General features: G+C 68.0%; 22 protein-coding genes. 10 read left to right on the plus strand and 12 right to left on the minus strand.

The features are described from left to right. Positions 1 to 64: 64 nt before the first annotated feature. Positions 65 to 1201 (minus strand): tRNA 2-thiouridine(34) synthase MnmA, encoded by a 1137-nt coding sequence (gene mnmA / locus ACTVZP_RS03225; RefSeq protein ID WP_443210644.1) that lies wholly within the window; start codon positions 1199 to 1201, stop codon positions 65 to 67. Positions 1202 to 1323: 122 nt separating this feature from the next. Between mnmA and sciP the strand changes: the two genes are divergently transcribed. The 5 genes from sciP (at position 1324) to ACTVZP_RS03250 (ending at position 7134) form a co-directional block, all read left to right on the plus strand. Further along, the gene (sciP, locus tag ACTVZP_RS03230) at positions 1324 to 1602 is read left to right on the plus strand and encodes a CtrA inhibitor SciP (RefSeq protein ID WP_443210645.1); all 279 of its coding nucleotides are present in this window, start codon (positions 1324 to 1326) and stop codon (positions 1600 to 1602) included. A 95-nt stretch (positions 1603 to 1697) separates the two neighbouring features. Continuing rightward, on the plus strand, positions 1698 to 2411 hold the full coding sequence (gene ctrA, locus ACTVZP_RS03235) for a response regulator transcription factor CtrA (RefSeq protein ID WP_443210646.1): 714 nt from the start codon (positions 1698 to 1700) through the stop codon (positions 2409 to 2411). Between the two features lie 129 nt (positions 2412 to 2540). Beyond that, positions 2541 to 4655: an NAD-dependent DNA ligase LigA gene (ligA, locus tag ACTVZP_RS03240; protein WP_443210647.1), complete on the plus strand. Its 2115-nt coding sequence runs from the start codon at positions 2541 to 2543 to the stop codon at positions 4653 to 4655. Then, entirely contained in the window at positions 4652 to 6739 is a 2088-nt protein-coding gene (gene recG, locus ACTVZP_RS03245; protein ID WP_443210648.1) for an ATP-dependent DNA helicase RecG, read from the plus strand. Before ligA ends, recG begins: the two co-directional genes overlap by 4 nt. A 272-nt stretch (positions 6740 to 7011) precedes the next feature. Beyond that, a complete protein-coding gene (locus ACTVZP_RS03250) occupies positions 7012 to 7134 on the plus strand; it encodes a hypothetical protein (protein WP_443210649.1) in 123 nt (40 codons plus the stop codon). A gap of 161 nt (positions 7135 to 7295) precedes the next feature. Here the strand turns inward: ACTVZP_RS03250 and ACTVZP_RS03255 are convergent, their stop codons facing one another. Beyond that, positions 7296 to 7736 (minus strand): iron-sulfur cluster assembly scaffold protein, encoded by a 441-nt coding sequence (locus ACTVZP_RS03255; RefSeq protein WP_443210650.1) that lies wholly within the window; start codon positions 7734 to 7736, stop codon positions 7296 to 7298. Between the two features lie 65 nt (positions 7737 to 7801). On the opposite strand from ACTVZP_RS03255, the gene hisI reads away from it, so the two are divergent. Beyond that, the gene (hisI, locus tag ACTVZP_RS03260; protein ID WP_443210651.1) at positions 7802 to 8161 is read left to right on the plus strand and encodes a phosphoribosyl-AMP cyclohydrolase; all 360 of its coding nucleotides are present in this window, start codon (positions 7802 to 7804) and stop codon (positions 8159 to 8161) included. Between the two features lie 41 nt (positions 8162 to 8202). Here hisI and gluQRS read toward each other — a convergent pair whose 3' ends face one another. Genes gluQRS through gyrA form a run of 3 tightly spaced genes read right to left on the minus strand, consistent with a single transcriptional unit; the run spans position 8203 to position 13076 of the window. Continuing rightward, entirely contained in the window at positions 8203 to 9036 is an 834-nt protein-coding gene (gene gluQRS / locus ACTVZP_RS03265) for a tRNA glutamyl-Q(34) synthetase GluQRS (protein ID WP_443210652.1), read from the minus strand. Beyond that, positions 9021 to 10355: a methylenetetrahydrofolate--tRNA-(uracil(54)-C(5))-methyltransferase (FADH(2)-oxidizing) TrmFO gene (trmFO, locus tag ACTVZP_RS03270; protein WP_443210653.1), complete on the minus strand. Its 1335-nt coding sequence runs from the start codon at positions 10353 to 10355 to the stop codon at positions 9021 to 9023. The genes gluQRS and trmFO overlap by 16 nt, the downstream gene beginning before the upstream one ends. Before the next feature lie 3 nt (positions 10356 to 10358). Next, a complete protein-coding gene (gene gyrA / locus ACTVZP_RS03275; protein WP_443210654.1) occupies positions 10359 to 13076 on the minus strand; it encodes a DNA gyrase subunit A in 2718 nt (905 codons plus the stop codon). Between the two features lie 241 nt (positions 13077 to 13317). Here gyrA and ACTVZP_RS03280 point away from each other — a divergent pair, with 241 nt between their 5' ends. Beyond that, positions 13318 to 13581 carry an usg protein gene (locus tag ACTVZP_RS03280; RefSeq protein ID WP_443210655.1) on the plus strand — a complete coding sequence of 88 codons (264 nt, stop codon included), beginning with the start codon at positions 13318 to 13320 and terminating at the stop codon, positions 13579 to 13581. An 89-nt stretch (positions 13582 to 13670) separates the two neighbouring features. Here ACTVZP_RS03280 and rocF read toward each other — a convergent pair whose 3' ends face one another. Further along, positions 13671 to 14594 carry an arginase gene (gene rocF, locus ACTVZP_RS03285; RefSeq protein WP_443210656.1) on the minus strand — a complete coding sequence of 308 codons (924 nt, stop codon included), beginning with the start codon at positions 14592 to 14594 and terminating at the stop codon, positions 13671 to 13673. Positions 14595 to 14948: 354 nt separating this feature from the next. Between rocF and ACTVZP_RS03290 the strand changes: the two genes are divergently transcribed. The 3 genes from ACTVZP_RS03290 (at position 14949) to ACTVZP_RS03300 (ending at position 18212) form a co-directional block, all read left to right on the plus strand. Then, positions 14949 to 16919, plus strand: a complete 1971-nt coding sequence (locus tag ACTVZP_RS03290; RefSeq protein ID WP_443210657.1) for a heme lyase CcmF/NrfE family subunit — start codon at positions 14949 to 14951, stop codon at positions 16917 to 16919. Beyond that, positions 16916 to 17371, plus strand: a complete 456-nt coding sequence (locus ACTVZP_RS03295; RefSeq protein WP_443210658.1) for a cytochrome c-type biogenesis protein — start codon at positions 16916 to 16918, stop codon at positions 17369 to 17371. The genes ACTVZP_RS03290 and ACTVZP_RS03295 overlap by 4 nt, the downstream gene beginning before the upstream one ends. Positions 17372 to 17435: 64 nt before the next feature. After that, positions 17436 to 18212 (plus strand): enoyl-CoA hydratase-related protein, encoded by a 777-nt coding sequence (locus ACTVZP_RS03300; protein ID WP_443210659.1) that lies wholly within the window; start codon positions 17436 to 17438, stop codon positions 18210 to 18212. Positions 18213 to 18356: 144 nt separating this feature from the next. Here the strand turns inward: ACTVZP_RS03300 and ilvN are convergent, their stop codons facing one another. From ilvN to ACTVZP_RS03330, 6 genes are all read right to left on the minus strand, one after another. After that, on the minus strand, positions 18357 to 18917 hold the full coding sequence (ilvN, locus tag ACTVZP_RS03305; protein ID WP_443210893.1) for an acetolactate synthase small subunit: 561 nt from the start codon (positions 18915 to 18917) through the stop codon (positions 18357 to 18359). 82 nt (positions 18918 to 18999) lie between these two features. Continuing rightward, positions 19000 to 20754, minus strand: a complete 1755-nt coding sequence (locus tag ACTVZP_RS03310) for an acetolactate synthase 3 large subunit (RefSeq protein WP_443210660.1) — start codon at positions 20752 to 20754, stop codon at positions 19000 to 19002. 307 nt (positions 20755 to 21061) lie between these two features. After that, a complete protein-coding gene (locus ACTVZP_RS03315; RefSeq protein ID WP_443210661.1) occupies positions 21062 to 21979 on the minus strand; it encodes a calcium/sodium antiporter in 918 nt (305 codons plus the stop codon). A 335-nt stretch (positions 21980 to 22314) separates the two neighbouring features. Beyond that, positions 22315 to 23157 carry an arginyltransferase gene (locus tag ACTVZP_RS03320; protein ID WP_443210662.1) on the minus strand — a complete coding sequence of 281 codons (843 nt, stop codon included), beginning with the start codon at positions 23155 to 23157 and terminating at the stop codon, positions 22315 to 22317. A gap of 103 nt (positions 23158 to 23260) precedes the next feature. Beyond that, positions 23261 to 23725, minus strand: coding sequence for an RDD family protein (locus ACTVZP_RS03325; protein WP_443210663.1), 465 nt, complete (start codon positions 23723 to 23725; stop codon positions 23261 to 23263). A 67-nt stretch (positions 23726 to 23792) separates the two neighbouring features. After that, a complete protein-coding gene (locus tag ACTVZP_RS03330) occupies positions 23793 to 24203 on the minus strand; it encodes a DUF2852 domain-containing protein (RefSeq protein WP_443210664.1) in 411 nt (136 codons plus the stop codon). Between the last annotated feature and the right edge of the window lie 263 nt (positions 24204 to 24466).

Here is a 24466-nt window from a genome sequence, read left to right on the forward strand (position 1 = left end):
GCCACTCCGGCCGGGCGGTCGCCGCGCCGGAAGGAGCGCATTCGGGCCGAAGCCCGCAGCCGCTTCAGCGCCCGCGCCAGATCCAGCCCCCGCCGAGAATGCGGCTTCCTGTCGGTTCGTAGAACACGCAGGCCTGGCCGGGCGAGACGCCATCCTCGGGCGCGATCAGCTCCACCTCGGCCTCATGGTCCGAGATCGGCCGGATGACCGCCTCGCGCGGCGCCCGGGTCGACCTCACCTTCGCCAGCACATGCCAGTCCGGCCGGGTGGTGAGTGGCGCATCCCCGAGCCAGTTGATCTCGCGCACCGGGATGATCCGGGTCGACAGCGCCTCCTTCGGCCCCACGACAACCTGCCGCCGCTCGGGATCGAGCCGCACCACATAGAGCGGGTCGCCGAGCCCGCCTATCCCCAGTCCGCGCCGCTGGCCGATCGTGTAGTGGATCACGCCCCGGTGCTCGCCCAGGACGCGCCCGGAGAGGTCGACGATCTCGCCCGGATCCGCGGCGCCGGGGCGCAGCTTCTCGATCACGGCAGCATAGTTGCCGTTCGGCACGAAGCAGATGTCCTGGCTGTCCGGCTTGTCGGCCACCGGCAGACCGTGGCGCGCGGCAAGCGCCCGCGTCTCGGCCTTGGAGGCGAGGTGGCCGAGGGGGAACCGCAGGAAGTCGAGTTGCTCGGGCGTCGTCGAGAAGAGGAAATAGCTCTGGTCGCGCGCGGCATCGGCGGCACAATGCAGCTCCGGCCCGGCGGCTCCCATCTTGCGCTGGATGTAGTGTCCGGTCGCCATGCAGTCCGCATCCAGGTCCTTCGCGGTCTGCAGCAGGTCCTTGAACTTCACGCGTTCGTTGCAGCGGATGCAGGGCACCGGCGTCGCGCCGGCGAGGTAGGCGTCGGCGAATTCGTCGATCACCGCCTCGCGGAAGGTATTTTCATAGTCGAGCACATAGTGCGGGAAGCCCATGGCCTCGGCCACGCGCCGGGCGTCGTGGATGTCGCGGCCCGCGCAGCAGGCCCCTTTCTTCGCAAGCGCCGCCCCGTGGTCGTAGAGCTGCAGCGTGACGCCGACCACGTCGTAGCCTTCCGCCGCAAGCTCGGCCGCCACGACCGAACTGTCCACGCCCCCCGACATCGCCACCACGACCCGTGTGGCCGAAGGGGGCTTCGCAAAGCCGAGCGAGTTCAGCGGATGATCGAGCATGGCGGGGCGCCTTCGGAAGGTGGAAGCGCGCAATATAGGAAAATGCGGCGCACTCTCAACCCCGCGTTTCACCGATGCTTAAGTCTGCTCCGTCAGCCTGCGGCACGTTGGAGGGATGTGCAATGTATCTCAAACGAGTCGACGGTCCGCGGCAGGTGACGCTGCCGGACGGATCTGTTCTCAGCCGTGCCGACCTGCCGCCGCCCGACACACGGCGGTGGGTGGCAAGCCGGAAGGCGGCGGTGGTGAAAGCGGTGGTTCACGGCCTGATTTCCGAGCGCGAGGCGCTGGAGCGTTACGCCCTGTCGGAAGAGGAGTTCTCGCTCTGGCGGTCCGCCGTCGTCTCGCATGGCGAAAAGGCCCTGAAGGTCACGATGATCCAGAAGTTGCGTCAACTTTAGATTGTTTCGCGCTCCTCATATGCCAGAGTAACTCATGATTAACCATTGGCCGCCATTGTAGTTAATACCAAAGGTGGCGATCCGGAGCGTGAGTGATGAGAATACTGCTGGTTGAGGATGACCCGACGACGTCGCGAAGCATCGAACTTATGCTGACCCATGCGAACCTGAACGTCTATTGCACCGATCTTGGTGAAGACGGGATCGATCTGGCGAAGCTCTACGATTACGATCTCATCCTTCTGGATCTCAATCTTCCGGACATGAGCGGCCATGAGGTTCTGCGCCAGCTGCGGCTCGCGCGGGTGGACACGCCGATCCTGATCCTGTCGGGGGCCGACGATACCGAGAACAAGATCAAGGGCTTCGGCTTCGGCGCGGACGATTACATGACCAAGCCCTTTCACCGCGAAGAGCTGGTGGCGCGCATTCACGCGATCATCCGGCGATCCAAGGGCCATGCCCAGTCGGTGATCCGCACCGGCAAGATCCTCGTGAACCTCGACGCAAAGACGGTCGAGGTCGAGGGCAAGCCCGTCCATCTGACCGGCAAGGAATACCAGATGCTCGAACTGCTCTCCTTGCGGAAGGGGACGACCCTCACGAAGGAGATGTTCCTCAACCATCTCTACGGCGGGATGGACGAGCCCGAGCTGAAGATCATCGACGTCTTCATCTGCAAGTTGCGCAAGAAGCTGGCGGAAGCCACGGGCGGCGAGAGCTACATCGAGACAGTCTGGGGGCGCGGCTACGTGTTGCGCGATCCGGTCACGTCGGAGAGCGACCGGCGCTTCGCCATCGGGGCCTGAGCCGCGAACCCCTCTGGGTCCGTCTGGCTGATTTCGCCCGTTCCGCGAACTGGCGCGTCGGCCCCGGCCGCACTGGACGAGGCCCGGACGGTTGCCTAAACCTGCGGTGGGTGCAGGCGGGGGACCCTCATGCAGGACGACAAGCCGGTGGATCAGCTGACCGAGGCGGAGGCCACGGCTGAACTCGCGCGTCTGGCCGCAGCCATTGAGTCGGCGAATACGGCCTACCACACCCATGACGCGCCGCAGATGATCGACGCCGACTACGATGCGCTCAAGCGGCGCAACCGTGCCATCGAAGAGCGGTTTCCGGCGCTGCGCCGTGCCGACAGCCCAAGCGACCGCGTGGGTGGCGCTCTGGCCGAGGGATTTGCGAAGGTCCGGCACGAGATCCGGATGCTCTCGCTCGAGAACGCTTTCGATCTTGCCGAGGTCGAGGAGTGGATCGAGCGCATCCGCCGCTATCTCGGCCATGTGGGCGACCTGCGCTTCACGGCCGAGCCGAAGATCGACGGGCTCTCTCTCTCGCTGCGCTACGAAAAGGGCCGCCTCGTGCAGGCCGCGACCCGCGGCGACGGCGAGACCGGCGAGAACGTGACCGAGAATGCCCGCACCATCGGCGACCTGCCGGCTGTGCTCGACGGCGCGCCGGACCTGCTCGAGGTGCGTGGCGAGGTCTACATGAGCCATGCCGACTTCGCGGCGCTGAATGCCCGGCAGGAGGCTGCGGGCCAGCGCCTCTTCGCCAACCCCCGGAACGCGGCGGCCGGCTCGCTCCGCCAGCTCGACGCGGGCGTGACCGCTGCGCGGCCGCTGCGCTTCTTCGCCTATGCCTGGGGTGCGCATTCGGAGCCGCTGGCGGCGACGCAGCACGAGGCCATCGCGCGACTGGGCGCTCTGGGGTTTGCAACGAATCCGCTCACCCGTCTCTGCACGGGGCCGGAGGAACTGCTGGCACAATATGCCGAGATCGAGCGGCAGCGCGCGGCGCTCGGCTACGACATCGACGGTGTGGTCTACAAGGTGGACGACCTCGCGCTCCAGCGGCGTCTGGGCTTCCGGGCCTCGACGCCCCGGTGGGCCATCGCGCACAAGTTCGCGGCCCAGCTCGCCTGGACCCAACTCGAAGGGATCGACATCCAGGTGGGCCGGACGGGCGCGCTCTCGCCGGTGGCGCGGCTCACGCCGGTGACGGTTGGCGGCGTCGTGGTGTCGAATGCGACGCTCCACAACGAGGATTACATCGCGGGCCGTGATTCGAAGGGGCAGGAGATCCGCGGCGGCAAGGACATCCGCGTGGGCGACTGGGTGCAGGTCTACCGGGCGGGCGACGTGATCCCCAAGGTGGCCGATGTCGATCTCGACCGCCGCCCCGAGGGGGCCGAGCCCTACCGCTTTCCCGAGACATGTCCCGACTGCGGCTCGGAAGCCATCCGCGAGCCCGGCGATTCGGTGCGCCGCTGCATGGGCGGCCTCATCTGCCCGGCCCAGCAGGTCGAGCGGCTGAAGCATTTCGTCTCGCGTGCAGCCTTCGACATCGAGGGCCTCGGCGCCAAGCAGGTCGAGGCGCTCTGGCGCGACGGCTGGATCCGGCAGCCCGCCGACATCTTCGAATTGCCGAACCGCTACCGCGACGGCGTCCAGCGGCTCGAGAACCGCGAGGGCTGGGGGCGCAAGTCGGCCGAGAACCTCTTCGCCGCCATCGAGGCGCGACGGCGGATTCCGCTCCACCGGCTGATCTTCGCGCTTGGCATCCGCCATGTAGGCGAGACGACCGCCACGCTTCTGGCCACGCATTACGGTTCGTGGAGCGCCTTCGAAGCGGCGATGACCGGGGCCGAGGTCGGTGCGGGAGCGGAATGGCAGGATCTCCTCTCCATCGACGGCGTGGGGGCGGTGCTGGCGACTTCGCTCGTCACGTCCTTCCATCAGGAGGCCGAACGGACGGCGGTGGATGCGCTTGTCGCCCACCTGACGGTCGAGGATGCCGAGGTGCGCGCCCCGGTCGAGAGCCCGATCGCCGGCAAGACCGTTGTCTTCACCGGCACGCTTGAGAGGATGTCGCGGTCCGAGGCCAAGGCACGGGCCGAGGCGCTGGGGGCGAAGGTCTCGGGCTCGGTCTCGGCGAAGACGGATCTCGTCGTGGCAGGGCCGGGCGCCGGATCCAAGGCGAAGCAGGCCGCGGCCCTCGGTGTCGAGACCATCGACGAGGATGCCTGGCTGCGCCTGATCGGCGACGCATGAGCCGCCCGGAGATCCTCTTTCCGCTCTTCGCCGACCTGGAGACGCTGGAAGGGGTCGGTCCGAAGACGGCCAAGGCCTTCGCGGGGCTGGGCGTCACCCGGCCGAAGGACCTGCTGTTCCTGTTGCCGCATTCGGCTGTGGACCGCAGCCGCCGCGCCTCGATTCGTGAGGTGGTGCCCCCCTTGACGGCGACCGTCGAGGTCACGGTCGGCCCTCACTTCCCGCCGCGGCGGAAGGGCGGCCCCTATCGGATCGCGGTGCGCGATGCCGAAACCGAGTTCGCGCTCGTCTTCTTTCACGCCCGTGGCGACTACCTCGCGAAGCTCCTGCCGCAGGGCGAGCGGCGGCTCGTCTCGGGTCGGATCGAGTTCTTCGACGGCATGGCGCAGATGGTGCACCCCGACCATGTGCTGCGCCCCGAGGAGGCCGGAGAGCTGCCCGCCTGCGAGCCGGTCTATCCGCTGACGGCGGGCATCACGCAGAAGCTTGCGGCCAAGGCCGCGGCTGCGGCGCTGGAGCGCCTGCCCGAGCTTGCCGAGTGGATCGACCCGGGCCTCAAGGCGCGGGAAGGCTGGCCCGACTGGGCCGCGGCGGTCCGTGCGGCCCATGCGCCCGGCGCGCCGTCCGAGGTGACGCCGACCGCTGCTGCCCGCCAGCGGCTCGCCTATGACGAGCTCTTCGCCCATCAGATGACCCTGACGCTGGCCCGCGCCTCGCGACGCCGCGGCAAGGGGGTGGCCTCCGTGGGGACGGGCGCGCTGCAGAAGCGGGTGCTGGAGAGCCTTCCGTTCGCGCCGACCGGCGCGCAGACCCGCGCGGTGGCCGAGATCGCGGCCGACATGGCGGCGCCCCTGCGGATGAACCGGCTGCTGCAGGGCGACGTGGGCGCGGGCAAGACGCTCGTGGCCTTCCTCGCGCTTGCCGTCGCGGTCGAGGCGGGCGGGCAGGGCGTCATGATGGCGCCGACCGAAATCCTCGCGCGCCAGCATCTGGCGAGCCTTTCGCCGATGGCCGAGGCCGCGGGTATCCGGCTCGAACTGCTCACCGGGCGCGACAAGGGCGCGGATCGCGCGGCCAAGCTCGCGGCGCTCGCCTCGGGCGAGATCGGCGTGCTGGTGGGCACCCATGCCGTCTTCCAGAAGGACGTGGCCTTCCGCGACCTGCGGCTCGCCATTGTGGACGAGCAGCATCGCTTCGGCGTGGCGCAGCGGATGGAGCTGGGCGCCAAGGGCACGGCGGCGGACGTGCTCGTCATGACGGCAACGCCCATCCCGCGCAGCCTTGCGCTCGCGAGCTACGGCGACATGGATGTCTCGGTGCTCGACGAGAAGCCGCCGGGGCGGTCGCCGGTCAGGACGGCGCTCGTCTCCTGCGAGCGCATGGACGAGGTGGTCTCGAGCCTCGCCCATGCGGTGGCCGAGGGGCGTCAGGCCTACTGGGTCTGCCCGCTGGTCGAGGACAGCGAGGCCGTGGACTACGCCTCGGCCGAGGCTCGGTTCCAGCATCTGCGCGCGGCGCTCGGCGAAGGCGTCGTGGGGCTCGTTCATGGCCAGATGCCGCCCGCCGAGAAGGACGCTGCCATGGCGCGCTTCGTGGCGGGCGAGACGCGGGTGCTGGTCGCGACGACGGTGATCGAGGTGGGCGTCAACGTGCCCGACGCCTCGATCATGGTGATCGAGCGGGCCGAGATCTTCGGGCTGGCCCAGCTTCACCAGCTGCGCGGGCGGGTCGGGCGTGGGGCCGCACAGTCCACCTGCCTGCTGATGTATCAGCCGCCGCTGGCCGAAAGCGGCCAGCGCCGCCTCACCATCCTGCGCGAGACCGAGGACGGCTTCCGCATCGCCGAGGAGGATCTGGCGATCCGCGGCGCAGGCGATCTGATCGGAACCGCGCAGTCGGGCCTGCCGCGCTTCCGCATCGCCGATCTCGAGCGGCAGTCCGCACTGATGGCCGTGGCCCAATCCGACGCGCGCAAGCTACTCGCTGACGATCCGGATCTGGCCTCGCCGCGCGGGCAGGCCGTGCGGCTGCTGCTCTGGCTCCTCGATCAGGACCGGGCAATCCGGCTGCTCTCGGTCGGATAGAGCCGGCGGCCCCGGATACGCATGTCGCGGGCAGGGGCAGCCACCAGCAGCAGAGCCTCGCACCTGCTTGGGTGAACTTGACCGCGACTGTGCTGCCCTCGGCCATTCCGGAGTGCGGGTGCTTCAATCCATGCCACGAAACCGGCAATCAGTCAGCGAGCACCCTGTCCGCGACAAATGCTGTCACCCATGTGGCGCGTGTTGCCAGAAAGTTCTTTACAGAGGTTAATGCTCGTGAGAACAATAATGGAACATCAAGACGGAGATCGCCGATGCTGACCGAGTTGAAGGACATCCTTTCCCGCTGCTCCGACACGCTGATCGAAGATGCGCTCGGCGCGGCCACCGTATTTTCCCTTCTGATCGCGGCTCTTTACCTGCCGCATCTCGTCTGACCTCCTGCCTGCGGCCGGTCCCCGGCAGCCGCCCTGCTGCCTGTCCCTGTCCCCGAAGACCGGACGCCACTGCCGCCGCTCCAGCCTGGAGCGGCGGCTTTTTCTTCAGCATCCGGTAATCAAGGTTTACGCGGCGGGCCGGTGCACCCCGGCGGCCCCGGTCATCGCGCTTCGGCTTCCGCGAAGGCTTCGGCCGCCGCTTCGAGCGCCAGCAGGATCGAGGCATGACGGTTGCGGTAGTCGCGCGCCGGCAGGAGCACCTCATAGCCGTCGAAGGGCGCTTCAGGCACCGGCCCGCCGGACGTGAGCATCGCCCGCAGCGCATCGCGCGCGGTCTCGACTTCGGTCCGACTCCGGCCGAGAAGCGCGTGACCCATGATCGAGGCCGAGGCCTGACCGAGCGCACAGGCCTTCACGTCCTGCGCAAAATCCTCCACCCGACCGTCGCGGAGCTTCAGATCCACCGTTACCGTCGAGCCGCAGACCGGAGAGCGGCGCCGGGCGCTGCCCTGCGCCTCGGGCAGACGGCCGGTGTGCGGGATCTCGGCGGCCAGTTCCAGGATGCGCCCGGAATAGAGGCTGATCAGGTCGCTGTCGCTCATGGCTTTCCTCTTCGCGCTCGACCCCCTAGATAGGCCCTCGTTCGCCCGATGGAAAGGAACCCGGAATGGACTTCGATCCCGCCTCGCTGCGCTTTGACGCGAACGGACTCGTTCCGGCCATCGCGCAGGACCATGCGACTGGCGAGGTGCTGATGCTTGCCTGGATGAACGCCGAGGCCGTCTCGCGGACGCTCACCACCGGACGCGTCACCTACTGGTCGCGGTCGCGGCAGGCGTTCTGGGTGAAGGGCGAGACCTCGGGCCACACGCAGCGGCTGGTCGAGATGCGGATCGACTGCGACCGCGACTGCCTGCTGATGCTGATCGAGCAGGCGGGGCCGGCCTGCCACACCAACCGCCGCTCCTGCTTCTACACGGCCCTGCGCGCGGGGGAAGAGCGGATCATCCTTGACCCGATGGCCTGAGGCGCGGCCTTCCGGTGGCGCCGGATGCCCGCCGCTGACCTTCAGGCGCCAACGAGCGCGCGGATGTCGGTCGGCGTGAGTCCTTCACTGCGGTACTTCGCGATCGCCTTGGAATCATCTCGCTTCGCCAGCCGCTTGCCGGCCGCGTCGCGGATCAGGCGGTGATGGTGGAAGTCCGGCACGGGCAGGCCGAGAAGGCGCTGCAGCAGGACATGGATCCCGGTGGCCTCGAAGAGATCCTCGCCCCGCACCACCTCGGTCACGCCTTGCGCGGCGTCGTCCACCACCACGGCAAGATGGTAGGAGGTGCCGAACCCGCGGCGCGCCAGCACCACATCGCCCGCCGTGGCGGCAAGATCGCCGACCAGGTGCCAGCCCTCATGCGCCGGACCGGTCTCGTGGAAGCGCAGGGCGCCCGCGCACGCCAGGGCCTTGCCCATGTCGAGCCGGATCGCGTCCGCGGGCCCCGCATCGGCCATCGGGCGGCCGCGGCAGGTGCCGGGATAGACGATCCCGTCGGGACCCACCGGCACGCCTTCCTGCGGTGCGGAGATGGCCGCGCGGATGTCGGCGCGGGTGCAGCGGCAGGGATAGGTGAGGCCCATCGCCGCCAAACGGTCGAGCGCGGCGCGATAGGCCGCGCCGCGCGCGGACTGGCGCATCACCGGCTCTGGCCAGGCGAGGCCGAGCCAGTGCAGGTCGTCGAAGATCTGCGCCTCCCACTCGGGCCGGCAGCGGCTGCGGTCGATGTCCTCGATCCGGAGGAGCGCCGTGCCGTCCCCTGCGCGCCGCCAGGCGGTCAGCGCCGAGAAGGCATGGCCCAGATGCAGCGGACCCGTGGGCGAAGGGGCGAAGCGGGTTACGCGCCCAGCCATTCCGTGAAGGCCGCCTTTGCCCGGTCGGTGTAGGCCTTGTAGCGGTCCTTGCGCCCGCGTCGGCCGCCCTTCGCGTCGATGGGCGGGAAGAGCCCGAAGTTCACGTTCATCGGCTGGAAGGTCCGGGCCTCGGCACCGCCGGTGATGTGGGTAACGAGGGCGCCCATGGCCGTGTCGGGCGGAGGCGGGGCAAGCGAGCGTCCGAGGATCTCGGCCGCAGCCAGCCGCCCCGCAAGAAGGCCCATGGCCGCACTCTCGACATATCCTTCGACGCCAGTGACTTGTCCGGCGAAACGGATGTTCGGTCTGAGCTTCAGCTGCATCCGGTCGTCGAGCAGGGTCGGCGAGTTGAGGAAGGTGTTGCGGTGGATGCCGCCGAGGCGGGCGAATCTCGCGTCCTGAAGGCCGGGAATCATTCGGAAAACATCCGTTTGCGCGCCGTACTTCATTTTCGTCTGGAAGCCCACGATGTTGTAGAGCGTGCCCAGCTTGTTGTCCCGCCGCAGTTGGACCACAGCGTGGGCCTTTTCCTCCGGCCGATGGGCATTGGTCAGGCCCACGGGCTTCATGGGGCCATGCCGCAGCGTTTCGCGCCCGCGTTCGGCCATCACCTCGATGGGCAGGCAGCCGTCGAAGTATCCGGCCGTTTCCCCTTCATGGAATCCGGTCTTCTCGGCCGCGAGCAGCGCATCGATGAAGGCCTCGTACTGCTCCCGGTTCATCGGGCAGTTGATGTAGGCCGTGCGCTCTTCCTCGGTCTCGCCCTTGTCGTAGCGCGACTGCCGCCAGGCCACGGCCATGTCGATCGTGTCGGCATGGACGATGGGCGCGATGGCGTCGAAGAAGGCGAGCGACTCCGCCCCGGTCGCCGCACGGATGCTCTCGGCCAGTGCCGACGAGGTCAAAGGCCCCGTTGCCACGATCCAGTCGCCGTCCGAAGGAAGTTCGGCAACTTCCTCTTCGACAACCGAAATCAGCGGATGGGCCCGCAACCGCGCCGTCACGCTTTCCGCGAAGGGATCGCGGTCCACGGCCAGCGCACCGCCGGCGGGCAGACGATGCGCCGCGGCCATCTCCATGATGAGTCCGCCGGCGGCCCGCATCTCCCAGTGCAGGAGGCCGACGGCATTGCGTTCGTCATCGTCCGAGCGGAACGAATTCGAGCAGACCATTTCGGCGAACTGGCCGGTGCGGTGCGCGAAGGTGCCGACCTTCGGCCGCATCTCGTGCAGGACGACCGGCACTCCCATCTGCGCCGCCTGCCATGCGGCCTCGGAGCCGGCCATGCCGGCCCCCACGATGTGCAGGCTGCGCGTCATGGATCAGGCCTCGTCCCCGCCGCTCTCGCCCGGCTCGGCCGCATCGACCGCCGTATCGCCCGGATCCGCGATGCGGGCGACCGAGACCACCTCCTCGGTGCCGCCGGTGTCGAAGACCCGCACGCCGCCTGCCGAGCGCGAGCGGAAGCTGATCTGCTCGACCGGTACCCGGATCGACTGGCCGCCCGAAGTCGCCAGCATCACCTGATCGCTCATCTCGACGGGGAAGGAAGCCACGAGCTGGCCGCCGCGCATCGTCTTCTCGAAGGCGGTGACCCCCTGGCCCCCGCGTCCGCGCACGGGATAGTCGTGGCTCGACGAGATCTTGCCGAGGCCGCGCGCGGTGATGGTCAGGATCACGTCTTCCGCCGCCGACATCTCGGCGTAGCGCGTGGGCGAGAGCTGGCCGGCCTCGACCGCATCCTCGTCCTCGTCTGCCTCGGCCTCTTCGATGACCCCGGCCATCAGGCGGCGCTGCTTGAGGTAGGCCGCACGCTCGGCGGGATCGGCCTCGAAATGCCGGATGACCGACATGGACACCACGCGGTCGCCCGAGGCGATGCGGATGCCGCGCACGCCGGTCGAGTCGCGACCCGAGAAGACGCGCACGTCGGTGGTCGGGAAGCGGATCGCGCGCCCCATCGCCGTCACGAGCATGACGTCATCGTTCTCGTCGCAGATCGAGACGTTCACGAGGCTCACGCCCTCGGGCAGCTTCATCGCGATCTTGCCGTTGCGCTTGACGTTGGTGAAGTCCGACAGGCGGTTACGGCGCACGTCGCCCTCGGAAGTGGCGAAGACGACCTGCAGGCGGTCCCATTCCTCCTCGGGCTCGTCGATCTTCATCAGGGCGGCGATGGTGACGCCCGTCGCGATGGGCAGGATGTTGACGATGGCCTTGCCCTTCGCCGTCCGCCCGCCGAGCGGCAGGCGCCAGCACTTGAGGTCGTAGACCATGCCGTCGGTGGTGAAGAACAGAAGCTGGGTGTGGGTATTCGCGACGAAGAGCGTCGTCACCACGTCGTCTTCCTTGGTCGCCATCGAGGCGAGACCCTTGCCGCCGCGCCGCTGGCTGCGGAATTCGGCGAGCGGGGTGCGCTTGATGTAGCCGCCCGAGGTGATGGTCACCACCATGTCCTCGCGCTCGATCAGGTCCTCGTCCTCGAGGTCACCCGCCCATTCCGAGATCTCGGTCCGGCGGGGCACGGCGAAGAGGTCCTTCACCTCGCGCAGCTCGTCCGATATGATGGCCATGATCCGTTCGCGCGAGCCGAGGATCTCGAGAAAGTCGCGGATCTTGGCGGCAAGTTCCGCCAGTTCGTCGGTGACCTCCTTGACGCCCATCGCCGTCAGCCGCTGGAGGCGCAGGTCGAGGATCGCGCGCGCCTGGATCTCGGAGAGGTTATAGGTGCCGTCCTCGTTGATCGTGTGCGAGGGATCGTCGATCAGCCGGATGTAGTCGGCAATATCGGCCGCGGGCCAGCGCCGCGTCATCAGCCGCTCGCGCGCCTCGGCCGGATCGGCCGAGGAGCGGATCGTGGCGACCACCTCGTCCACGTTCGACACCGCGACGGCCAATCCACAGAGGATGTGGCTGCGCTCGCGCGCCCTGCGCAGTTCGTAAGCCGTCCGGCGTGCCACCACTTCCTCGCGGAAGGTCAGGAAATGGCTCAGGAAATCGCGCAAGGTAAGCTGCTCGGGCCGGCCGCCGTTCAGCGCCAGCATGTTGCAGCCGAAGGTCGTCTGCATCGGCGTGAAGCGCCAGAGCTGGTTCAGCACCACCTCGGGCGTCGCGTCGCGCTTGAGTTCGATCACCACGCGGACGCCGACCCGGTCGGATTCGTCCTGCACATGGGCGATGCCCTCGATCTTCTTCTCGCGCACCATGTCCGCGATCTTCTCGATCATGGTGGCCTTGTTGACCTGATAGGGGATCTCGTCGAGAACGATGGCGTAGCGGTCCTTGCGGATCTCCTCGACCCGCGCCTTGGCCCGCATGATGACCGAGCCGCGCCCCTCCAGATACGCCTTGCGGGCGCCCGAGCGTCCGAGGATCACGCCGCCCGTCGGGAAGTCCGGACCGGGGATGATCTCCATCAGCCGCTCGGTCGAAATGTCGGGATTCTCGATCATGGCGAGCGTGGCGTCCACCACCTCGCCCAGATTGTGCGGCGGGATGTTCGTGGCCATGCCGACGGCGATGCCGCCCGCGCCATTGACCAGCATGTTCGGGAAGCGCGCAGGCAGGACGGTAGGCTCGCGGTCCTTGCCGTCGTAGTTGTCCTGGAAGTCGACGGTGTCCTTGTCGATATCGGCCAGAAGGAAGGCCGCGGGCTTGTCCATCCGCACTTCGGTGTAGCGCATGGCGGCCGCGTTATCGCCGTCCATCGAGCCGAAGTTGCCTTGACCGTCCAGCAGCTTAAGCCCCATCGAGAAGGGCTGTGCCATCCGCACCAGCGCGTCGTAGATCGCGCCGTCGCCGTGGGGGTGGTATTTCCCCATCGTGTCGCCGACGGGCCGCGCCGACTTGCGGTAGGGCTTGTCATGCGTGTTGCTGGTCTCGTGCATCGCATAGAGGATGCGGCGGTGCACCGGCTTCAGCCCGTCGCGCAGATCGGGGATCGCGCGGGAGACGATGACGCTCATCGCATAGTCGAGATAGGCGGTCTTCATCTCCTCGGCGATGGAGACCTGAGGCAGTCCGCTCGGCGGTCTGCCCATTTCTTCATCATCGCCGGGCTCTTCGGGACGGTCGGTCAAGGGGAGGCTCTCTTTCGCGGGAAACCATATCTCGTTGGGCGGGACTATAGACCATCCCTCATATGGGGTGCAATGCCGGGGGAGTGCCGCGAGATCCGCTGGTGCGAGCAGCCGCGAGACATGAGTGACAACACCCGGTTTTCATTGAAAAAACCGGAATCCGGCGCATCATTTTCTCATCTGCAACTCCTGGAGGGACGCGATGCGGGAAACGGAACTGATGCTGGCCGGATACGGGCTGACGACGGCCGAGATCTTCTACCGGATGCCGGACCACCGAAACGTGCTCAACACCTTCGTCTGGCAGGACTACGACCTTGCGCCCGACCATCCCGCGCTCTTCCGCTTCATCGAGTTCTGGCAGGAAAAGATCGAGGGCCCGCTGCACTCGGTGCGCTTCACGCATCGCAAGCTGATCGGTCCGGGCGAGTGGCGTCATGTGGTGGGCGAATTCCGGCTGAACTGACTGCGCCGCCCGGTGTGCGGAGGCCCCGGTCTTAACCGATCATGCTGCCGCCTCTCGCCGGTGACTGCCCTGCGTCCCGGATATCTGGATCAGCCGAAGCCGCGGGTCGGCCGGTCGAACACCTTCCGTCCCATGATCGAGGCCGCAAGCTCGACCATCAGCCGCGCCGTCCTGCCGCGCTCGTCGAGGAACGGGTTCAGTTCCACCAGGTCGAGCGAGGTCACGAGCCCGCTCTCGTGCAGCAGTTCCATCACCAGATGCGCCTCGCGCACCGTCGTGCCGCCGGGCACCGTGGTTCCGACTGCGGGCGCATGTGTCGGGTCGATGAAGTCCACGTCGAGCGAGACGTGCAGCATCCCGTTGGCTGCCCGCACCTTGTCGAGGAACTCGCGCATGGGCGCACAGATGCCGAATTCATCGATCACCCGCATGTCGATGATCGAGACGTCGTGCAGGAGCAGGGCCGCATGTTCCTCGGGATCGACCGAGCGGATGCCGAAGAGGCAGATCCGCTCCGGCGGGATCGGGGCCGGGAAGGGCGGGAAGCCGTCGAACCCGTCGCGCCCCGCCGCATAGGCCACCGGCACGCCGTGCAGGTTGCCCGAGGCGGTGGTCTGAAGCGTGTGGAAGTCGGAATGCGCATCCAGCCAGAGCAGGAAGAGCGGCCGTCCGATGGATGCGGCATGGGCCGCCGCCCCGGCGACCGACCCGAGCGCCAGCGAATGATCGCCGCCCATGACGACCGGAAAGCCGGCCTCGAACGCTGCCTGGACGGCCTCGCGGAGCGCCGCCGTCCAGGCCAGCGTCTCGGGCAGGGCGTGGAGCGCGGGATTTGCGGCTGTCTCCGGCAGCGGGCCGGGCACGACATCCCCCCGATCCTCGACCGCATGGCCGAGATCGGCGAGCGCCCGGCCGAGGCCCGCCACACGGTAGGCGGCGGGGCCCATCAGGCAGCCCGGCCGGCGCTGGCCGGTATCGATCGGAGCGCCGATCAGGATGCAGGTCTTGCGCATGGGTCTCTCCGTGGCTGTGGCACGCCATCATGGCCGCCGCACCGTGCCGAGGCCAGACCCCGTCGGCCGCCCGGCGGGCTTCCGCGGGCGCCCGCGCTTCTTCGTCGTCATCTGCAAGCGCCTGCACTGCCCCGATCGCTGGGCCGCCAAGGGCATCGACGCGGGCCTGGGCACAGGCGGCAACACCCGCCAACCCTGCAGCCGGCCCGGCAGCGACGATCCTGCAAGGCAGGTGTTCCCTCTCGATGCGACGTCTGACACGCCGCCATCAAAATGGCGGGAGCACGCCGTCAGGCATGGCACCCGGCGGGCGATGGCGATAAGGTTTCCCCCGATTTCGGGAGGGCAGTCCGCATGATCGTCGAACTCGGCCACTTCGCGCTGGTGCTTTCGCTGGGCGTCGCCCTGTTGCAGTCCTTCGTGCCGCTCGTGGGCGCGCACAGGCGCTGGTCCGGCTGGATGGCGGTGGCGGAACCGGCGGCGGTCACCCAGCTTCTGCTCGTGGGCTTCGCCTTCGCGGCACTGACCTGGGCCTTCGTCACCTCGGACTTCTCGGTGCGGCTCGTGGTTCTGAACTCGCACACGCTGAAGCCGCTGCTCTACAAGATCAGCGGCGTCTGGGGGAACCACGAGGGCTCGCTGCTGCTCTGGGTGCTCATCCTCTCGCTCTTCGGAGCCTGCGCCGCGGCCTTCGGGCAGAACCTGCCGCCCACGCTCAAGGCGCGCGTCCTCGCGGTGCAGGGGATGATCGGCGCGGCCTTCCTCGCCTTCCTGCTCTTCACCTCGAACCCGTTCCTGCGCCTGGCCGAGCCGCCCTTCGACGGCGAGGACCTCAATCCGCTGCTGCAGGATCCGGGGCTCGCCTTCCATCCGCCCTTCCTCTACCTCGGCTATGTCGGGCTCTCGATGGCCTTCTCCTTCGCGGTCGCCGCGCTGATCGAGGGCCGGGTGGATGCCGCCTGGGGCCGTTGGGTGCGGCCCTGGACGCTGGCCGCCTGGATCTTCCTGACCATCGGCATCGCGCTCGGGTCGTGGTGGGCCTATTACGAACTCGGCTGGGGCGGCTTCTGGTTCTGGGACCCGGTCGAGAACGCCTCCTTCATGCCCTGGCTGATCGCAGCGGCACTCCTGCACTCCGCCATCGTGGTCGAGAAGCGAGAGGCACTGAAGAGCTGGACGATCCTGCTGGCCATCCTTGCCTTCGGCTTCTCGCTGATCGGCACGTTCATCGTGCGCTCAGGCGTCATCACCTCCGTCCACGCCTTTGCCAACGATCCCGAGCGCGGGGTCTTCATCCTGCTGATCCTCGCCACCTTCATGGGCGGGGCACTGACGCTGTTCGCAGCACGGGCCAGCGCGATGGAGGCCAAGGGCGTCTTCGGCATCGTCAGCCGCGAGTCGGGGATCGTGCTCAACAACGTGCTGCTGACGGTGGCCTGCTTCGTCGTCTTCATCGGCACCATCTGGCCGCTGCTGGCCGAGCTGCTCTGGGGCCGCAAGCTCTCTGTCGGGGCGCCGTTCTTCAACGCGGCCTTCACGCCCTTCATGGTGGTGATCGCCCTCGTGCTGCCGCTCGGTGCGGTCCTGTCCTGGAAGCGCGCCCAGCTCGGCCGGTCGATGCGCCCGCTCTGGGGCGCGCTGGCGCTGTCGGTGGCCCTGGGCGCGCTGGTCTTCGCCATGCAGACCGGGCGCTCGGCGCTGGGGCCCGTGGGTCTCGCCCTCGGCGCATGGCTCGTGCTCGGCGCGCTGATCGATCTCTGGAGCCGGACCGGCCGTGGCGGGATCGGCGGCCGGCTCGGCCGGCTCACGCGGCTGCCGCGCGCCGACTGGGGGAAGGCCACGGCGCATGCGGGCCTCGGCATCACCATCTTCGCCGTCGCCGCCATCACCGCCTGGCAGGTCGAGAACATCCGCGTGATGCAGCCGGGCGAGACCTTCGCGCTCGGCCGCTACGACGTCACGCTCGATGGCGTGCGCGAAGTCGAAGGGCCGAACTACCGCTCGACCACCGCCGATTTCCGCGTCAGCCGCGACGGGCGCGAGGTTGCGACGCTCCATCCGGAGAAGCGCACCTATCCGGTGGCCGCCATGCCCACGACCGAGGCTGGGATCGACTACGGCTTCACCCGCGACCTCTATCTCGTGATCGGCGATCCGCAGGAGGGCGGAGGCTATGCGGTGCGCAGCTACATCAAGCCCTTCGCCAACTGGATCTGGGGCGGCGCCATGCTGATGGCGCTCGGCGGATTGCTCAGCCTGTCCGACCGCCGCTACCGGATCGCCGCGGGGGCGCGCCGGGCACCGGCTGCGGTGCCTGCGGAATGAGGCTCGCGGCGCTTGTCCTCGCGGCGCTTCTGGCAGCGCCCGCCTTCGCGGTGCAGCCTGACGAGATCCTGCCCGATCCCGCACTGGAAGCCCGCGCGCGCAACATCTCGCAGGGGCTGCGCTGCCTTGTCTGCCGGAACGAGAACATCGACGACTCGAACGCTCAGCTGGCGCGCGACCTGAGGCTGCTGGTGCGCGAACGGCTGGTGGCGGGGGACTCGGATGCCGAGGTCGTCGATTTCGTCGTCGACCGCTACGGCGAATACGTCCTGCTGAACCCGACCGCCGGAGGGGCCAACCTGATCCTCTGGATTGCCGGCCCCGCGATGCTCGTGGGCGGGCTCGGGCTCGCCGCGGTCTATCTGCGCCGCCGGCGCGCCGCACCCGAGCCTGCGGCGGCGGCCCTGTCCGAGGAGGAGAAGGCCCGGCTCGCCGAAATCCTGAGGGACTGACGCGCCGTCGCGCTTTCCCGGCCTCCGGCCGCGGCTATTCTGGCCGCTGAGAGGGAGGAACAGGATGGATTACCGGACGATCAGGGTTGAAGACCGCGGCGGCGTGGCCCTCGTGACGCTCGCGCGGCCCGAGGTGATGAACGCGCTCTCGAGCCGGATGCGCGAGGAACTGCTTTACGCGGTGACGGAGGCCGCAGCCCGCGCCCGCGTGATCGTTCTGACCGGCGAGGGTCGCGGCTTCTGCTCGGGGCAGGATCTGGGCGACGCGAAAGGCCTCGGCGTGCCCGACTTCGAGCGCATCCTGCGTGAGGAATACGAGCCGCTGCTGCGCGCCATCGCCGACTGCCCGGTGCCGACGCTCGCCGCGGTGAACGGGATCGCGGCCGGGGCAGGGGCCAACCTCGCGCTTGCCTGCGACGTGGTCATCGCTTCCGAAAGCGCGAGCTTCATCCAGGCCTTCACCCGCATCGGCCTTATTCCGGATGCCGGTGGCACCTGGACGCTGCCGCGCCAGATCGGCCTTGCCCGGGCGATGGGGGCCGCGCTCTTCGCCGACCGCATTCCGGCCGCCGAGGCCGCGCGCTGGGGCATGATCTACGAGGCCGTGCCCGAGGCCGAGTTCGAGGCCCGCTGGCAGGCGCGCGCCGCCCATCTGGCCGAGGGGCCGACGACCGCCTATCGCGCCCTGAAACAGGCGCTCCGCGCAAGCTTCGGCAACGGGTTCGAGGATCAGCTGGCGCTCGAGGCAAGGCTGCAGGGGCAGTGCGGCGCCTCGGCCGACTTTCTCGAGGGGGTGTCGGCCTTCCTGGAGAAGCGCCCGGCGAAATTCTCCGGACACTGACGGAAGCGGCCCGGCGCGCGGGGCTGCCGGGCCGGTCCCATTGCCGAACGCCCGGGCCGGCAAGGTGCGTTGCAGGCCGTGTCGCTCCGCGCGACCTGAGCGGCGCGGTCCGGATGGAACCGGACCATCCCGTCCTGTCGCGGCTCAGATCCCCCGCGACAGCGCCGCGACGCCCGTACGTGCCATCTCGCGCAGGCCCAGCGGGCGCATGAGGTCGGCCAGAGCGTCGATCTTCTCGGGCGTGCCGGTGATCTCGAAGATGAAGCTTTCCAGCGTCGAATCGACCACCTTGGCGCGGAAGATCTCGGCCAGCCGCAACGCCTCGATCCGCGCATCGCCCTTGCCCGAGACCTTGAACAGCGCGAGTTCGCGTTGCACCGAAGGCCCCTCGACCGTCAGGTCGTGCACCTCGTGCACCGGCACGAGCCGGGCGAGCTGCGCCTTGATCTGGTCGATCACCGCGGGCGTTCCGCGGGTCACGATGGTGATCCGGCTGCGGTGGCCGGTATGGTCCACCTCGGCCACGGTCAGGCTTTCGATGTTGTAGCCGCGTCCCGAGAAGAGCCCGATGACCCGCGCGAGCACGCCGCTTTCGTTGTCCACGACGAGCGCGAGCGTGTGTTGCTCGATCAGCTCCGCATTCGGATCGCGGAGGTCGTAGGCGGAATGCTGGGTGGATCCCTGCTTGATGTTGAGCGGCGCCATGCGTCCCTGTTCCTGATCCTGTTTCATTCTTGCAGAAATATCCCCGGGGGTGCGGGGGCAGGCAGCCCCCGCTTCCGCGGGTTCAGACGAGCACCGCACCCTTGGCGCCGATGGCGCCCTCGGTCTCGGCATCGCCCAGCAGCATCTCGTTGTGCGGCCGCCCCGATGGGATCATCGGGAAGCAGTTCTCGTGCTTCTCGACCAGGCAGTCGAAGACCACCGGCCCGTCATGGGCGATCATCTCGCGGATCGCATCGTCGAGATCGGCCGGATCCGCACACTGGATGCCCTTGGCCCCGAAGGCTTCGGCCAGTTTCACGAAATCGGGCAGGCTTTCCGACCAGGACTGCGAGTAGCGCTCGCCATGCAGGAGCTGCTGCCATTGCCGCACCATGCCGAGGCGCTCGTTGTTCAGGATGAACTGCTTCACGGGCGCGCGGAACTGCATCGCGGTTCCGAGCTCCTGCATGTTCATCAGGAACGAGGCGTCGCCCGCAATGTTGATCACCAGCGCCTCGGGATGCGCCACCTGCACCCCGATCGAGGCCGGCAGGCCATAGCCCATCGTGCCGAGCCCGCCCGAGGTCATCCAGCGATTCGGGCCCTCGAAGCCCAGGAACTGCGCGGCCCACATCTGGTGCTGGCCCACCTCGGTCGTGATGTAGCGGTCCATCCCCTTGGTCAGGGCTTCCAGCCGCTGCAGCGCGTACTGCGGCTTGATCAGCTTCTCCGAGCCACGGTAGTCGAGGCAGTTGACGGCCTTCCACTCCTCGATCTGCTTCCACCAGCGCGAGAGGGCCTCGCGGTTGACCTTGCGCCCGCGCGACTTCCAGAGCCGGAGGGCATCCTCGAGCACATGGCCGACGTCGCCGATGATCGGCACGTCCACGCGGATCACCTTGTTGATCGAGGAGGGGTCGATGTCGATGTGGACCTTCTTCGACCCGGGGCTGAAGTCCTTGACGCGACCCGTGATCCGGTCGTCAAAGCGGGCGCCCACGTTGATCATCAGGTCGCAGCCGTGCATGGCGAGGTTGGCCTCGTAGAGCCCGTGCATGCCCAGCATGCCGAGCCAGCCCTTGCCGCTCGCCGGATAGGCGCCGAGGCCCATCAGCGTGGAGGTGACGGGAAAGCCCGTCGCATCGATCAGTTCGCGCAGCAGCTGGCTTGCCGCCGTGCCCGAGTTGATCACGCCGCCGCCGGTGTAGAAGATGGGGCGTTCCGCGGTCTCGATCATCTCGACCATGCGGGTGATCGCCTCGATGTCGCCCTTGACCTTCGGCTGGTAATGCTCGACCCGCGCCTTCTGCGGCGGCTGGTATTCGGCCGTGGCGAACTGGACGTCCTTGGGAATGTCGACGAGGACCGGACCCGGACGGCCGTGGGTGGCCACGTGGAAGGCCTGATGGATCGTCTCGGCCAGCTTCGCCGTGTCCTTCACAAGCCAGTTGTGCTTGGTGCAGGGGCGGGTGATGCCGACGGTGTCGGCCTCCTGGAAGCCGTCGGTGCCGATCATGAAGGTGGGGACCTGACCCGAGAGGACGACGAGCGGGATCGAGTCCATCAGCGCATCGACCAGCCCGGTGACGGCATTCGTCGCCCCCGGCCCGGAGGTGACGAGGACGACGCCCGGCTTGCCGGTCGAACGTGCATAGCCCTCGGCCATGTGCACGGCGCCCTGCTCGTGCCGCACGAGGATGTGCCGGATGTCGTTCTGCTGGAAGATCTCGTCGTAGATCGGCAGCACCGCGCCGCCCGGATAGCCGAACACGGTGTCCACGCCCTGATCCTTCAGGGCCTGGACCACCATCCGCGCGCCGCTCATCACCTCGGTCATCTCTCTCTCCATCCTTGCCGCCCCCGGCGGCGGCCCGATCCGCGCAACAAAAAGCCCCCGGCTTTCACTCGGGGGCGCATGGGAACCATGAGGGTCAACCGTCACCGGCCCATGCGCAGCTTTCCTACAAGAAGTACGACACCAGACATACCAGGCTCTCCGTTGCGGTCGCGCCGGACACTAGGCGGTGCCCGACGCACCGTCAATGGCAAATCCGCGAAGAAAGTGTCGCAGCGAGACCCGATGCCGCACATTTGTTTCGCTTATGGCGGGCGGTCCGTAACAACCGGAAATCGGACGAAGGATCCTACAGCATCAAGGCCACATAGGCGGCATAGGCTGCGAGAAGAAGGCCGCCCGCCCATCGCGGCACGCCCTTCAGAACCGCGGCCATCACGACGAGGAGAAGCGAGGTCGCCATGACCCAGGGCATGTCCTCGCGCAGGAAACGCGGGTCGAGCCCGGTGATCGGAAGCACGAGGCCGGTGATTCCCAGGATCCCCAGAAGGTTGAAGATGTTCGAGCCGATGACGTTGCCGACGGCGATTTCAGAATGCTTGCGCCAGGCGGCGATGACCGAGGTCGCGAGCTCCGGCAGCGACGTGCCGACCGCCACGACGGTCAGGCCGATCACCGCCTCGGAGATGCCGAAGGACCGCGCGATCTGCGTCGAGCTGTCGACGAGGAGCCTTGCACCCACCATCAGCACGATCAGGCCGCCGAGCGTGGTCAGCACGGCCTTCCAGACCGGCATCACGGCTTCGGGGTCGGTCTCCTGTTCGTCGCTGCGCCCCGAGAGGAAGGACGACAGCAGGAAGGCCACAAGCGCCGCGATGAGCACACCCGCTTCGACACGCGACAGGCCGTCGCCCGGCAGCATGATCCAGAGAAGCGCGGTCGCTGCGATCATGATGGCGAGATCCTTCCAGACCTGCCGGATGTTGATGGCGACCGGATAGACCAGCGCCGTGACGCCGAGGATCAGCATGACATTCGCGATGTTCGACCCGAGGACGTTGCCGACGGCGATCGAGGAGGCGCCGTCGAGCGCCGCGTTCAGCGACACGAGAAGCTCCGGGGTCGAGGTTCCGAAACCCACGATGGTCAGGCCGATCACCATCGGGCTGATCCTGTAGGCGCGTGCCACGTTGACCGCGCCGCGGACGAGATACTCGCCTCCGAAGAAGAGGCCGAGAAGACCGATGACGAACAGGATGTAGACCAAGATGTGCTCCTATGCTCCGGCCCGAATTGGGCTTGGCACCGGATAATGCAAGGGGATTTCGCGAGGAATGTTGGCCGACGCTGCGTGCCGGCGAGAGGCTGCCGCAGCTGGCGGGCGGTGCTGCTCGAAGCGGCGGGGGCCGGGCGGATCATTGCATGAAAAGGAGCGAGGCCCGCGTCCGGGGCGCATGCCGTCGAATGCTCGTGCCTGAGCCACCGCTGCTTCGGGAGTGCGTGTTTCAGCCGCCGGCTACCGAAGCGCCCGAGTGCGAGGTGCGCGCAAGGTGCAGGTGGCGCCGGGCCCGGACCAGCGCTCACCCAAGCCTGCCGGCTGCGTCAATCGCGGTTGCGATCGCCCGAGCGGGCCTCGGGCAGGCTGATCCGCGCGACCTGTTCGGCGATGGGATCGACGCTCAGCGGGTGGAGCTCGGCCCTGTGGTCGGCCGGCTGCCCGATCTCCTGCCAGCGGCCGCCCTTGTAGATCTCGAGCGCCGCGAAGTTGGCCTTGTATCCCATCTTGCGGCTGCCGGGCACCCAGTAGCCGAGATACACGTAGGGAAGCCCCGCCTCGCGCGCGATCTCGATGTGGTCGAGGATGACGTAGGTTCCCAGCGACCGGCCCGCCATGTCCGGGTCGTAGAAGGAATAGACCATGCTGAGGCCATCATCGAAGATGTCGGTGAGGCAGACCGCCGACAGAGGCCGCGCGCGGCCTTCCTCGCCGGGGCGGGAGTATTCGATGACGCGCGAACGGATCGGCGTCTCCTCGATCATTGCGGCGAATTCGAAGATGTCCATGTCGGCCATTCCGCCATCGGCGTGCCGGTCGTCGAGATAGCGGCGGAAGAGCGCATACTGGTCCTCGGTGGCCCAGGGGCTCGTTGCGTTGCGGCGCAGGTCCGCGTTCCGCTTCAGGATCCGGCGCTGCGTGCGCGTCGGCTCGAAGTCCGCCACCCGGATCCGGGCAGAGAGGCAGGCCGAGCATTCCGCGCAGGACGGCCGGTAGAGCACGTTCTGCGACCGGCGGAAGCCCTGCTTCGACAGGGTGTCGTTCAGCTTCTGTGCATGCTCACCCTGCAGGGCCGTGAACAGCTTCCGCTCGAGCCGCCCCTCGAGATAGGGGCAGGATTGCGGAGCCGTCACATAGAACTGCGGCGCGATGGGAAGCGTATGACGCATGGGCGGCTCTTGGCTGGACTGCCGGATACGTTAGCAAGGCGTCCGGGCGGAGCCAAGATCCGTGTTGTCGCCGGAAGCGGTCATTTGCGCGACGGCATGCAGGTCACTCTCCCGCCGCGCGGTTGAGGGCCACGGTGCCCAGAACGTGATCGGTCAGGCCCTGCGCCCGGGCGGAGGTCAGCATCAGCACCACCGAGACGATCTGCGGCAGGACCATGCTGATCGAGACCGTGTAGCCGAGCGTGTGAAGGAAGGCCTCCGCCGGGCCGAAGGGCTCGCCGCGATGCGTGCGCATCCGCAGGGACATCAGCCGCATTCCCGGCGTCGCGGAGCTGCGCGCAAGTGTCACCGTGCGATAGGCGAAGCCCACGCAGAGGAACAGCAGCGGCAGGTAGAAGAGCGCGGTGAAGGCCGTGAAGGGAACGATCAGCGCCGTGATCAGCGCGATCAGGATCATGTCGACGATCCAGGCGAGTCCCCGCTTCATCGGAACGTCGGCATAGAACTCGGCATGCCGCTCGGGGTCGGGCAGGGGATCGGCCACAAGACCGGACGGAACATGTCTCATGAAGGGCTCCTCTGGTGGCTGGAGCGGCCCCGGCAGGCGCCGCTCCCGTCTCGCGACACGATCGTCCTCAGGCGTCCGCGTCGGCCGCGGGCTTGTCGGAGGTGCGGGCGCGCTCGTCCATGAAGGCGTCGAATTCCTTCTTGTCCTTGGCCTCGCGAAGGCGCTGGAGGAAGGACTCGAAAGCGATCTGCTCTTCCTCGAGCCGGCGCAGCGTGTCCGCCTTGTAGGCATCGAACGCGACGTTGCCGCTGCTGTTCCAGGCGACGTTACGGGACATGGACCGACGAGAGCGGCAGGACCGGTTGAACATGCGTTTGCTCCAGATCATGTAGGCGAGAATGGCGAGGCCTGCGGGCCAGAAGACGATGAAGCCTACGACCATGGCAGCGATCCAGGCCGGGCGGCCCCGGTCGTCGAGCCAGGCTTCGGCGCGGGCGGGCCAGGAGGCGAGGCCGGCGCGGGCGGTGGCAGGTATCATGGGCGGTCTCCGGTTGCACTTGGGTGAATGTGAATGCTTTTCACATTTCTCCAGATGGGAAGTGCGACGCGAAGTGCAAGGGGCAATGTTAAAGGAATTCACATATTCGCCCGGAAGCCGAGCGGTGCGTCTGGTGCAGGATCGGCGTGGCTCCGCGGTCGGCGGGCGCTGCCGCGCACCATCACGCGCACTCGCGGTGCCGAACGGGACCGCCGGAGGACATTGGCCGGTGCTTTCAGGCCCGGTGGATCTGCCGGCGTCTC

The organism is Rhodobacter sp. NSM (assembly GCF_052244495.1).
Classification (GTDB): Bacteria; Pseudomonadota; Alphaproteobacteria; order Rhodobacterales; family Rhodobacteraceae; genus Cereibacter_A.